Origin of the sequence: Brevundimonas vesicularis (genome assembly GCF_027105095.1) — a bacterium.
Lineage (GTDB): Bacteria > Pseudomonadota > Alphaproteobacteria > Caulobacterales > Caulobacteraceae > Brevundimonas > Brevundimonas vesicularis_E.
Genome location: NZ_CP114278.1, coordinates 2,634,654 through 2,646,950 on the forward strand (window position 1 = coordinate 2,634,654; position 12,297 = coordinate 2,646,950).

The window sequence follows — 12,297 nt, forward strand, 5'->3', positions numbered from 1 at the left end:
CGGGCATCCTCTATCCGATGCCGTGCTTCTACATTTCCGCTCATCCCCGCGAAAGCGGGGATGAGCGGGATGAAGGAGTCTTACCCCCGCGCCCTCAACATCCGCTGCGCCGCCTTCAGCACCCGCTCCCACGGCAGGTCCATCATATGCTGGATCGCCTGGTTCAGGCGCGGATCCAGCTTTTTGAACTCTTCATAGGTGCGCGGCCCGCGCACGGCCTCGCCCTTCCAGGGCCCGCGCACGGTCTCGTCCGACGGCCCGAAGGCGGCGACGACCGGCACGCCCGAGGCCACGGCCAGCTGGGTCCAGATCGAGTCCGCCCCGACGTACAGCACCGACGTCGACAGGGCCGCGACCGTCTGCCGGCGCGTCAGCTTGCCCTGCAGCTCGATCACCCGCGCGCGCGGCACGGCGTAGCGGATCGTGTGCGCCGCCTCGCGGTCGATCTCCTCGCCCACGATCATCAGCCGGCCGCCCGCCAGCGGCCCGTCGTCGGCCAGCAGCTTGGCCGCGACCTTGGCGTAGCGTTCGGCGGGCCAGCGCTTGCCCATCCATTCCACGCCCGGCCCGACCGCCAGGATCGGCCCGTCACCGCCCGTCGCCGGGATCAGCGCCTCGACCTGGGCCCGCGTTTCATCCGAGACGTAGAGTTTCGGCGCCGGGATCTCGTGCGGCTCCAGCTTCAGCACCGCAGCCGCCGCCTCGACCGCATGCAGGCCCGGCTGATCCTTGCCCCGCACCGCGCGCTTGTGCCGCCTCAGCTTGCCCGACAGGTCCGAGCCGCGCATGTCCACGACCAGACCCCATTTGGTGGCCCGCACCTGGTTCCACAGAGCGATCCATTCGAAATGGCCTTCGCGCTCCAGCACGATCAGTTTCGTCAGGCGCGGCGTATCGGCGAACAGCGGCGCGCTGGCGGCCGATCCGACGATGGTGAAGGTCGCGTGCGGCAGGCTCTCGACCAGATGCGCCAGCACGCCTGAGGACAGCACGGCGTCCTCGGCGTCCGCCTCGGCGATGTACAGGATGGGAAATCGCCCGATCATCCGTTGACGGATACAGGGATTCTATCTGCGGTTCAGCGTCAAACGCGTGTTTCCACAGGAAGGCCCCATGCGCTACAGCGACGCGCATGAGCCAGACGCCCGATCCAGCAGCCGCCGCCCTCGAACGCTTCAAGGCGCAGCGCGTCACGGCCATCTACCGGCTGGACCTGATCGCCAAGGGCGCGAAGATTTCCTACGAGGACGGCACGCCCATCGACATGGCCTCCGAAAAGGCCCGGCTGGAGGCCGTCGTCGCAGACATGGATCGCCGCATCGCCCGGCTGGAGCGTTCAGCCGGGTGAGCCTGCCCCTCCTCCCGGGCCGGACCTGCGGCGGCTGCGTCGAATGCTGCCGGGTCATTCCGCTGAACCTGCCGGAACTGGCCAAGCCGACGGGCGAGCTGTGCGCCTATTGCGTCGACGGCGCCGGCTGTTCGGTCCACGCGATCCGGCCGAACACCTGCCGCGTCTGGTTCTGCCTGTGGCGTGTGGTCGAGCTGTCCGACGACTGGCGACCGGATCGCAGCGGCGTCATCGTCCGTCCCGACGGGGTCGAGGACGGGGTCATCACCCTGTATGTCCTGCGCCGCTCCGACTTCCTGGCCTCGACCGACTTCTTCGTGACCGTCGCCGGCTGGATCGCGGAAGGCATTGAGGTGGCGCTCAGCATTGCCGGCCCCGTCGGAACCTATCCGGCCCGCGCCGTCGTCACCGACTGGCTGCGTCCGGCCATCGAGGATGGCGACACCGACGCCTTCACGACCCGCGTCCTCATGTCCCTCGACCGGCTGGCCGAATACGACTTTCAGCCGGACGGCGTCGTCGCGCGATATGCGGTGACGCTTTCCGGCTCGCAGGCGATCTAACCGCAGCTCGCCAACTGGCCTAGACCAAGGGTTTAAGGCTTCAGGCGGCCTTGTCCCAGTCCAGCACGACCTTGCCCGACTGGCCCGACTTCATGGCTTCGAAGCCTTCGCGGTAGTCGGCGTAACCCAGGCGGTGCGTGATCAGCGGGCTGAGGTCCAGGCCGGCTTTCAGCAGCCCCAGCATCTTGCGCCAGGTGGTGAACATCTCGCGCCCATAGACGCCCTTGATGGTCAGGGCCTTCAGGATGATCGCGCCCCAGTCGGTTTCCATCGGCTTGCCGGGAATGCCCAGCAGCGCCATGCCGCCGCCCATGATCAGGGTGTCGACGCACTGTTTGAAGGCGATGGGCGAGCCCGACATCTCCAGCGCCACGTCAAACCCGACCTTCAGACCCAGCTCCTTCATCACGTCGTGGATGTCTTCCTTGGTGGTGTTCACGGTCCGCACACCCGGCGCGACCTTCTGCGCCAGCTCCAGCCGGAAGTCGTTGATGTCGGTCAGGACCACGGTGCGCGCGCCCGCATGACGCGCCACGGCCGCGGCCATCATGCCGATGGGGCCAGCGCCGGTGACCAGCACGTCCTCGCCCAGCAGGTCGAATTGCTGGGCCGTATGCACCGCATTGCCGAACGGATCGAGGATCGAGCCGATCTCATAGGGGACGTCGTCCGGCAGTTCGATGACGTTGAAGGCCGGCGCCACGACGAACTCGGCGAAGGCGCCCTGACGGTTCACGCCGATGCCGCGCGTCTGCGGGTCCAGGTGGAAATGGCCGGCGCGGGCAGCTTCCGAGTTCAGGTCGATGACGTGGCCCTCGGCCGAGACGCGCTGGCCGATCTTCAACGGGCGATCAACGTCCTTGCCGATGGCGACGATCTCGCCGGCGAACTCGTGGCCGGTGATCATCGGGGTCGGCACGTTTTTCTGGGACCATTCGTCCCAGTTCCAGATGTGGATGTCGGTGCCGCAGACGGCGGTGCGATGCACCCGGATCAGCACATCCTCCGGCCCCGCCTCGGGGATCGGCGCGTCGATCAGTTCCAGGCCGACGCCGGGCGCGGTCTTGGCCAGGGCCTTCATCGTGTCGGTCATTGTCTAAACTCCCTGAAATCGTGGCTCCGGGTTCATCCCGAAACCGGCGGCTGAGGCCCCACGCCTCCTCGCCGCTTGGCTTTCGTCGATGGCGCGCGAAAAGGGCTAAATGACGCCCAGCTCCCGGCCCGCCTGGGTGAACACTTCGACCGTACGGTCAATCTGTTCGAAGGTATGGGCGGCCGACATCTGTGTGCGGATGCGGGCCTGGCCACGCGGCACGACGGGGAACGAGAACCCGATCACATAGACGCCCAGCTCCAACGCCCGAGCCGCGAAATCCTGCGCCAGTTTGGCGTCGCCCAGCATGACCGGGATGATCGGATGTTCGCCGTCCAGCAGGGTGAAGCCCGCGTCCGACATGGCCCCGCGATAGCGATGGGCGTTGGCCGACAGGCGGGTGCGCAAAGCGTCGCCCTCCGTCCCTTGCGCGATACGGATCGCTTCCAGGCTGGACCCGCACACGGCCGGCGCCAGGGCGTTGGAGAACAGATAGGGTCGCGCCCGCTGTTTCAGCAGTTCGACCACCGACTTCTTCGCACAGATGAAGCCGCCCATGGCGCCGCCCAGGGCCTTGCCGAAGGTGCCGGTGACGAAATCCACGTCGACACCGTGATGTGCGAACGAGCCCTTGCCTTGCGGGCCAAGGAAGCCCGTCGCGTGACAATCGTCCACCATGATCAGGGCGTCGTATTTGTCGGCCAATGCCCGGATCTCGTCCAGCTTGGCGATATAGCCGTCCATCGAGAAGGCGCCGTCGGTGGCGATGATGATGTCGCGGGCGCCGGCCGCGCGGGCCTCCTTCAGACGGCTCTCCAGCTCGTCCATGTCCGAGTTGGCGAAGCGATAGCGTTTGGCCTTGCACAGCCGCACCCCGTCGATGATCGAGGCGTGATTCAGGCTGTCGGAGACGATGGCGTCGTTCTCGCCCAGCAGCGGCTCGAACAGACCGCCGTTGGCGTCAAAGGCGGCGGCGAACAGGATGGCGTCCTCGAAACCGAGATAGGCGGCGATGGCCGCTTCCAGTTCCTTGTGGATCTCCAAAGTGCCGCAGATGAAGCGCACGGACGCGGTGCCCGCGCCCCACTTCGCTTGCGCCGCCATCCCGGCCTGGGTCACGCGCTCGTCGCCGGCCAGGCCAAGATAGTTGTTGGCGCAGAAGTTCAACACGTCGCGTCCGGCGACCTGGATCACCGGCCCCTGGCGCGAGGCGATGATGCGTTCGGGCTTGGTCAGGCCCTGGGCGTCGATCTCGGACAGTTCGCCGGCGACGCGGTCATAGAAGCTCTGGGTCATGGGCCGCGACCTACGCCGATTTTCGATCGGTTTCCACCCGCCTCAGGTCTCTGGGGCCGGGTTGGCCTCGGCCCGGATCGGACTGACACGAATGCGGCCGCCGCAGGGGCTGAACGAGAACGGCAGGCTGACGGCGGCGGTATCGCTGGGCGCGGTGACCTTTATCGCAGCGGCGTCGGGACATGTCTTTTGCATGGCTTCATTGGGCACGACGCTCCAGGCCATTTCGAAATAGGCCTTGGCCCGGGGCGCCAGTTGAACCGGCGTCGGGGCCTGACCTTGACGGAAATAGCTTCCGGGACTCTGTTCGGCGCGGATGGACGACAAGTTGCGTCCGCGCGCGTCCTGCAAGGTCACTGTCGGATAGCCGGTCAGACTGCAGGCCTGGGTTCCGATATTCTGAAAACTGAAGTTGCTGACCCGGTTTCCCGCGCCAGCATCCCCGTCGCCTGCCCCCAGCGTCAGTTGCGGCCCCTTGCAGGGCAGCGCAGCCGGCAAGACCCCGCCGGCCGCCTCGGTCCGCGTCTGACCTGGCGTCGGCAGCGGGCCCGGCGTCGCATCAGCCCCGGGGATCGGCCGCGAGCAGCGCTCCAGCACCGCGACACCGGTCGTGCCGTCCGGCCCCAGTCGGCTCAGCGTCCCGCTCTCTTGCCCATCGCGCGTCGCCGTCCACCATTCCACCCCGCCGCCGACATAGCGCGCGCCGCTGGCGGCCTGCACTGACCGCAAAGCATAGGTCTGGTTCTGATGGGTCAGCTTGGCGTTGTCGCTGTCGACATACTGGACCTGAAGCGTCGCGCCGCTTTCGCAGGCATAGCCGACCGAGGGCGCATTGGATGCAGGCGCGGCCGACGGTTCGACCGGCGCGGCGGGCTGTTGGGGCTCGGTGCGAGAGCAGGCTGCGGCGCCGGTCAGGGCGGCGATGGCGACGAATGCGGTCAGGCGGTGCGACATCATGTCATGTCCTCTGGTTTCGCCTTCAACGGCCCAACCTAAGCAAAGGCTCCGCTTAATGCCCCGCTTTCGGCGTCTCCATCAGCTCGATCAATACGCCGCCCATGTCACGCGGATGCAGGAAGACGACCGGCGTCCCATGCGCCCCGATGCGCGGTTCGCCGGTCCCCAGGATCGTCACGCCCTTGGCCCGCATCTCGGCGACGGCGGCGTGGATGTCGGCGACCTCGAAACAGACGTGGTGCTGGCCGCCCTTGGGATTTTTGGCCAGGAAGCCGACGATGGGACTGGTGTCGTCATAGGGTTCGATCAGCTCGATCTGAGCCGTCGGCGTATCCACGAAACAGACCTTCACCCCTTGCGCCAGCAGGTCGAAGGGTTCGCCGATCTTCGTCGCGCCGAGGATATCGCGATACAGTTTGATCGAGTCGGCGATGGATGGCGTCGCGACGCCGACGTGGTTCAGGGCGCCGATCATGACTTGTCCTTGTCGGGGGTCGGCTGGGCGTAACCCAGACGCTGGTTCAGCTTCTCGATCAGGTCCACCGCCGTATCGGCGATGGCCGAACCGGGCGGATAGACCGCGGCCGCGCCCATATCGAGCAGAGGCTGGACGTCGGACGGCGGGATCACGCCGCCGACCACGATCATGATGTCGGGCCGGCCCAGTTTCTCCAGCTCGGCCTTCAACTCGGGCACCAGCGTCAGATGCCCTGCCGCCAGCGATGATGCGCCGACCGCGTGAACGCCCTTCTCGACCGCTTCTTGAGCAGCCTCCGACGGTGTCTGGAACAGGCTGCCGGCCGTGACGTCGAAGCCCAGATCGCCGTATCCGGTCGCGACGACCTTTTGGCCCCGGTCGTGTCCGTCCTGTCCCAGTTTGGCGATCAGAATGCGCGGCGGGCCGCCGTCGTTCTCGACGAAGGTCGCCACCATCTCGCGGGCGCGGGCGAAGCGGGCGTCGGTCCCCGCCTCCTTGGCGTATACGCCCGAAACGGTCTGGACCGTGGCCACGTGGCGGCCGAAGGCGGCCTCCAGCGCGTCGGAAATCTCTCCTACCGTCGCCTTGGCGCGGGCGGCCTGAACCGCCAGCTCCAGCAGGTTGGCGTTCCCGCGCGCCCCCGCGGTCAGGGCGTTCAGCGCCGCATCGGTCGCCGCCTGATCCCGCTCGGCGCGCAGGCGCTTCAGCTTGTCGATCTGGGCGGCAAGCACCGCCGCATTGTCGACCTTCAGCATCGGAATGTCGTCGACGACGGGGTTCAGATATTTGTTCACCCCGACCACCGTCTGCTGACCAGTGTCGATCCTGGCCTGGGTCTTGGCGGCGGACTCCTCGATCCGCAGCTTGGGGATGCCGGCTTCGATCGCCTTGGCCATTCCGCCCAGGGCCTCGACCTCGGCCATATGGGCGCGCGCCCGTTCGGCCAGTTCGTGCGTCAGCCGCTCGACATAGAAGCTGCCGCCCCAGGGATCGATGACCCGCGTCAGACCCGTCTCCTGCTGCAACAGGATCTGGGTGTTGCGCGCGATCCGGGCCGAAAAGTCGGTCGGCAGCGCCAGGGCCTCGTCCAGCGCATTGGTGTGCAGGCTCTGCGTCTGGCCGCCCGCCGCCGCCATGGCCTCGACCATTGTGCGGGGCACATTGTTGAACACGTCCTGCGCCGCCAGCGACCAGCCCGAAGTCTGGCAGTGGGCGCGCAGGGACAGCGACTTGGGATCGACCCCGCCCTCTTTCCTGACCGCCTCGGCCCACAGCAGGCGGCCGGCACGCATCTTGGCCACCTCCATGAAATAGTTCATGCCGATGGCCCAGAAGAAGCTCAAGCGCGGCGCGAACCGGTCGATCGGCATCCCCGCCGCGACGCCCGCGCGCAGATATTCGATCCCGTCCGCCAGGGTGTAGGCCAGCTCGATATCCGCCGAGGCTCCCGCCTCCTGCATGTGGTAGCCGCTGATCGAGATCGAGTTGAACTTCGGCGTCTCCTGCGCCGTCCAGGCGAAGATGTCCGCGATGATCCTCATCGAGGGCTCGGGCGGATAGATGTAGGTGTTGCGGACCATGAACTCCTTCAGAATGTCGTTCTGAATGGTCCCGGTCAGCTTGGCGTGCGGCACGCCCTGTTCTTCCGCCGCGACGACATAGAGGGCCAGGATCGGCAGCACCGCCCCGTTCATCGTCATCGACACCGACATCTGGTCCAGCGGGATCCCGTCGAACAGGGTCCGCATGTCATAGATGCTGTCGATGGCGACGCCCGCCATGCCGACGTCGCCCTTCACCCGCGGGTGGTCGCTGTCATAGCCCCGGTGCGTCGCCAGATCGAAGGCGATGCTCAGCCCCTTCTGACCGGCCGCCAGGTTGCGTCTATAGAAGGCGTTGGATTCCTCGGCGGTCGAGAAGCCGGCGTACTGGCGGATCGTCCAGGGATTGCCCGCATACATGGTCGGATAAGGACCACGCACGAACGGCGCGAACCCCGGCAGGCCATGCGGATGATCCAGCGCGTCCGTACTGTCGGGACCATATGCGGTCTCGACCGTCAGTCCCTCGGGCGTCAGCCAAGGATCGCGCATCGGCCCCTGCCCCGTCGCATCGAGGTTCAGGGCGATCTTGCTGAAGTCGGGGAAACTCATTGAGCCGCCTCCTCGAAGGCCGCGGCGAACCGGATCGGAGACAGGGGCTCCACCCCATCCGTCATTCCGGGGCTACGCGAAGCGGAGAATCCGGAACCCAGGGGTTCGAGATGCGGTCCTGGGTTCCGGGTTCGCTCTTCGAGCGCCCCGGAAGGACGATCAGATTCAACCGGCGCCAGACGGGGCTCAGGATCGATATATTTGGTCACGCCGATGATTTGGGCCGCACCGTTCGTCAGCGCGGCCTCGCGGATCGCGCGGGCGCGAGCGATGCGGGGCTGGATGACCGAACCCTTCAGGGCTTCGACCAGACCGCCCTCGGCCTCGATCATCTGGAACTCGGCCCAGCCGGCCTCCGTGAGGTCCCGCGTCCGGGCGTCCAGATACCAGGAGCCGGCGGCCGGATCGTCGACCCGTCCCAGATTGGCCTCTTCCATCAGGACCAGCTGGGTGTTCCTAGCCTGTCGCCGCGCAAAGGCGTCTGACGTTCCGGAGGCGCGGGTGAAGCCATCCAGCACCACGACATCCGCCCCACCGACTGCGCCGGCGAAGCCCGCCGCCGTCAGCCGCAGCAGATTGGGCCAGGGATCGCGCGCCGACAGCATCCGCCGCGACGAGCGCGCTTCGATCACCGCCGGAACATCCACGTCGAACGCCTTCGTCAGGCTGGCCCAGACCAGCCGCATGGCCCGAACCTTGGCCAGGCTGTCGAAATATTCCGCATCGACCGACAGGCCGACAACGGTGCCGCGCAAAGCCGCCTCGACCGACATCCCGGCCTCCACCGCCGCCTTCGCATGGGCCACGACGCTGGACGCCGCAAAGGCGAGCTCCTGCGCCGCCGATCCGCCGGCCTCGTGCGCTACACGCCCGCTGGCCATGAAGAAGGTCGCGTCGGGATATGCGCCCGCATGACGCGCCGCCGTATTGGCCGCCAGGCTCAGATGCTCTTCCACCGACCGCGGCGCCCCGCCCGCCCCTGCGAAGGCCGAGACCGGGTCCATATGGAATCTCAGCTTGGCGCGCGGAGACCCCTTGGCGACGACCGCCAGGGCGTTGGCCGCATCCGGCCCGTCGATCCCGGCGTCCAGCGCGACGGGCGCCAACTCCAGCGCCACGCCTTCCAGCGCCCGGCCCAAGGGCGCGGAATCCGCCAGCACCCGCCCCTTCAGCACCACCGAGGCCGCGCCATTCTCCAGATCGGTCAGGACGGCGGCGTTGACCGCCTCGGCATCGTCGCCCTCCACCAGCGTCCGCAGATCCCAGGCCCGGCCTTCGGAGTCGGATGGACGCGGGGCGAAGATCGGCTGCACGCCCGTCGCGCCCGCATACAGCGGCCGCGTCACCAGTTGATCGGCGTCGAGATGCATCAGCGACTCGATCGGCCGATCCTTCAGCGCCTTCTGGGCCGCCTCGCGCCATTCGAGGGGCGTGGGTGTGGGGAAGGTCATGCGCCCGCCTTCCCATCCGCGCGTCGTGAAGAACCCCTCCACCGCTTCGCGGTCCCCCTCACCGCAAGCGGGGAGGAGACAGGCTGTCGTCTCCTCCCCATGCAATGGGGAGGTGGCTCGGAGCGAAGCGGAGAGACGGAGGGGTTCTTCATCATCCGAACTCCACCAGCACGTCGTCCGCCGCCACCGGATCGCCGTCCTTGGCGCCGACGGCCTTCACCACCCCGTCGCGCTCGGCCTTCAGGATGTTCTGCATCTTCATGGCCTCGATGATGGCCACCGTCTCGCCGGTCTTGACCTCCTGGCCGACGACCACCGGAATCGAGACCACCAGACCCGGCATCGGCGACAGCACCATCTTGGAGGTGTCCGCCGCGACCTTCTCCGGCAGGCGCGCATACAGTTCGGCGATTTGGGGCCGCAGCACCCTCACCCGCGCCTTGGCCGCGCGATGGCGGATGTCGAAGCCGTCGGCGGCGCGTTTGACCTCGGCGGTGAAGGCCTCGCCGTCCAGCTCGGCCTTGAACTGGGCCAGGCCGGGCCGCCAGTCGATCTCCGACAGGCGGATGTCGCCCCCGCCCGTCAGGGTCAGGATCATCGCCTCGTCCGCATCATAGGACAGGCCCACCCCGTGCGGCGTCTTGTCGATCATCACGATCCAGTCGGTGCGGTCCGACGGATCGCCGTCCTGTTCGGCGATGATCTCGTGCATGGCCATGGCGGCCGCGATCAGGATGCGTTCCTGGTCCTGCGTCGGCTTGAGGCCATGGAAGCCGTCCGGGAATTCGTCCTTGATATAGCTGGTCGACAGCCGGCCCGACTTGAACCGGTCCTGGTCCATCACCGCCGCCAGGAAGGGCACATTGTGGCCCAGGCCCGACAGGTGGGTGTCCTCCAGCGCGCGCGCCATGCCCTCGACCGCCGCCTCGCGCGTCTCGCCCCAGGCGCACAGTTTCGCGATCATGGGATCGTAGAACATGCTGATCTCGTCGCCCTCGCGGACGCCGGAATCGTTTCTGACCGTATAGTCCCCCTGATCGCCTTCTTCGGGTTGCTCGTAGCGAACCAGCCGGCCGATGGACGGCAGGAAACCGCGATACGGATCCTCGGCGTAGATGCGGCTCTCGATCGCCCAGCCGTCGATCTTCAGGTCTTTCTGCTCGAAGGCCAGCGTCTCGCCCCAGGCCGAACGGATCATCTGTTCGACCAGATCGACGCCCGTGATCAGCTCCGTCACCGGATGCTCGACCTGCAGCCGGGTGTTCATCTCCAGGAAGTAGAAGCTCTTGTCCTGACCGGCGACGAACTCGACCGTGCCGGCCGAGTCATAGTTCACCGCCTGGGCAAGGGCGACGGCCTGCGCCCCCATGGCGGCGCGGGTGGCCTCGTCAAGCAAGGGGCTGGGCGCCTCCTCGATGACCTTCTGGTTGCGGCGCTGGATCGAACATTCGCGCTCGAACAGGTGGACCACATGGCCGTGCTTGTCGCCCAGCACCTGAATCTCGATGTGGCGCGGATCGACGATGAACTTCTCCAGGAAGACCCGGTCGTCGCCGAAGGCGTTCAGCGCCTCGGCCTTCACCGCCGCAAACCCCTCGGCCATGTCGGCGTCCGAATGGGCCACGCGGATACCCTTGCCGCCGCCGCCGGCCGAGGCCTTGATCATGATCGGATAGCCGATCTCGTTGGCGATCCTGACCGCCTCGTCCGGCGTCTCGATCAACCCCATATGGCCCGGCACGGTCGAGACCCCCGCCTCGGCCGCCAGCTTCTTGGAGCTGATCTTGTCGCCCATGGCCTCGATGGCCTCGGGGTTCGGGCCGATGAAGGCGATCCCTTCGTCCCTCAGCCGCCGCGCGAACCCGGCGTTCTCAGACAGGAAGCCAAAGCCCGGATGCACGGCCTCGGCCCCCGTCTGGCGCACCGCCTCGACGATCTTGTCCGCCAGCAGATAGGACTGCGCCGCCGGCGCCGGCCCGATCAGCACCGCCTCGTCGGCCATCTCGACCGCCAGCGACCCGGCGTCGGCCTCCGAATAGACCTGCACCGTCTGGATGCCCATGCGGCGGCAGGTCTTGATGATCCGAACCGCGATCTCGCCCCGGTTGGCGATGAGGATTTTGGAGAACATGGGAGACCTCTAAGTCGCTACGCAGCGAGAGTGATTAAGCGAGCTTGACAGGAACATTAATCGAACAAACATTGACGAATGAAACCGGAGCGCGAAATGACTGATACAGCCAAAGCACCGACAGAAGCGGCGAATGACCCCGAGGCCAAGACGGGGAGTGATAAACCAAGCGCCGCCCGCCGAGATATACCTGGCAACCTGCTCTACACGACTACGCCTGGGTCGCTGAAGTCGGTTTTGGATCAAGTGCAAAAGGCGGAAGTTCCCGAGAAATTCTCGAAGGACTTCATCGCTCAGATTCTTGGAATTAAAGGCGGTTCGGCTGCCCAGCAAATTTCTACTCTGAAGCGCATGGGTCTTGTCGCTGCAGACGGAACACCCACCGAGCGTTATTCGCGCTTTAGAAGCGATATGGATCGATCCGCCGCTGCGCTGGAAGCATTGAAGGCCGGATACAACGCCATCTTTCAGAAGAACACGTTCGCCCACACCCTGTCCGACAGCGAAATCAAGGACATCGTGGCCCAGATCACTGGCCTGAAAAAGAACGACGCCATCGTCGGCTATATAACTGGCACTTTTGATAGGATTAAGGGCTACATTACTGACAAAAATGCTGGAATTTCCTCGCCGAGAGAATCGGAAAACGCAGAACCTAGTCAAACAATGGATAGCAATGGAAGCAGTCAATTCAGCAACGCATCGCCTATAGGTGGACTCAACTACGTCATAAATATAACCCTTCCACAGTCGAACAATATTGAGACCTACAATATGATATTCAAAAGCCTTCGGGAGAACATTCTTGACTGGCACCGCTAGGTCCA

11 protein-coding genes are annotated in these 12,297 nt (G+C 66.1%); 3 read left to right on the forward strand and 8 right to left on the reverse strand.

The genetic code is table 11. The features are described 5' to 3' along the window. Positions 1 to 80: 80 nt before the first annotated feature. Positions 81 to 1,046, reverse strand: a complete 966-nt coding sequence (locus O2K97_RS13205; RefSeq protein ID WP_269219615.1) for a glycosyltransferase family 9 protein — start codon at positions 1,044 to 1,046, stop codon at positions 81 to 83. Between the two features lie 86 nt (positions 1,047 to 1,132). Between O2K97_RS13205 and O2K97_RS13210 the strand changes: the two genes are divergently transcribed. Together O2K97_RS13210 and O2K97_RS13215 are read left to right on the forward strand one after the other, a co-directional pair. Next, entirely contained in the window at positions 1,133 to 1,348 is a 216-nt protein-coding gene (locus O2K97_RS13210) for a hypothetical protein (RefSeq protein ID WP_269219616.1), read from the forward strand. Further along, positions 1,345 to 1,911: a hypothetical protein gene (locus tag O2K97_RS13215; RefSeq protein WP_269219617.1), complete on the forward strand. Its 567-nt coding sequence runs from the start codon at positions 1,345 to 1,347 to the stop codon at positions 1,909 to 1,911. Before O2K97_RS13210 ends, O2K97_RS13215 begins: the two co-directional genes overlap by 4 nt. 40 nt (positions 1,912 to 1,951) lie before the next feature. On the opposite strand, the gene tdh is transcribed toward O2K97_RS13215, so the two are convergent. The 7 genes from tdh to O2K97_RS13250 all read right to left on the reverse strand — a co-directional run bounded on the left by tdh (position 1,952) and on the right by O2K97_RS13250 (position 11,470). Beyond that, complete coding sequence (gene tdh, locus O2K97_RS13220; protein WP_419466124.1) at positions 1,952 to 2,992, reverse strand: L-threonine 3-dehydrogenase; 1,041 nt, start codon at positions 2,990 to 2,992, stop codon at positions 1,952 to 1,954. A 117-nt stretch (positions 2,993 to 3,109) separates the two neighbouring features. Then, positions 3,110 to 4,300 carry a glycine C-acetyltransferase gene (locus O2K97_RS13225; protein WP_269219619.1) on the reverse strand — a complete coding sequence of 397 codons (1,191 nt, stop codon included), beginning with the start codon at positions 4,298 to 4,300 and terminating at the stop codon, positions 3,110 to 3,112. 42 nt (positions 4,301 to 4,342) lie between these two features. Further along, a complete protein-coding gene (locus O2K97_RS13230) occupies positions 4,343 to 5,257 on the reverse strand; it encodes a DUF4232 domain-containing protein (RefSeq protein ID WP_269219620.1) in 915 nt (304 codons plus the stop codon). 52 nt (positions 5,258 to 5,309) lie between these two features. Beyond that, the gene (mce, locus tag O2K97_RS13235; RefSeq protein ID WP_269219621.1) at positions 5,310 to 5,732 is read right to left on the reverse strand and encodes a methylmalonyl-CoA epimerase; all 423 of its coding nucleotides are present in this window, start codon (positions 5,730 to 5,732) and stop codon (positions 5,310 to 5,312) included. Continuing rightward, a complete protein-coding gene (gene scpA, locus O2K97_RS13240) occupies positions 5,729 to 7,888 on the reverse strand; it encodes a methylmalonyl-CoA mutase (RefSeq protein ID WP_269219622.1) in 2,160 nt (719 codons plus the stop codon). Before scpA ends, mce begins: the two co-directional genes overlap by 4 nt. Beyond that, a complete protein-coding gene (locus O2K97_RS13245) occupies positions 7,885 to 9,339 on the reverse strand; it encodes a methylmalonyl-CoA mutase family protein (protein ID WP_269219623.1) in 1,455 nt (484 codons plus the stop codon). The genes scpA and O2K97_RS13245 overlap by 4 nt, the downstream gene beginning before the upstream one ends. A gap of 151 nt (positions 9,340 to 9,490) precedes the next feature. Next, a complete protein-coding gene (locus tag O2K97_RS13250; RefSeq protein WP_269219624.1) occupies positions 9,491 to 11,470 on the reverse strand; it encodes an acetyl-CoA carboxylase biotin carboxylase subunit in 1,980 nt (659 codons plus the stop codon). Positions 11,471 to 11,566: 96 nt separating this feature from the next. Here O2K97_RS13250 and O2K97_RS13255 point away from each other — a divergent pair, with 96 nt between their 5' ends. Beyond that, the gene (locus O2K97_RS13255) at positions 11,567 to 12,292 is read left to right on the forward strand and encodes a DUF5343 domain-containing protein (RefSeq protein WP_269219625.1); all 726 of its coding nucleotides are present in this window, start codon (positions 11,567 to 11,569) and stop codon (positions 12,290 to 12,292) included. Positions 12,293 to 12,297 lie beyond the last annotated feature (5 nt).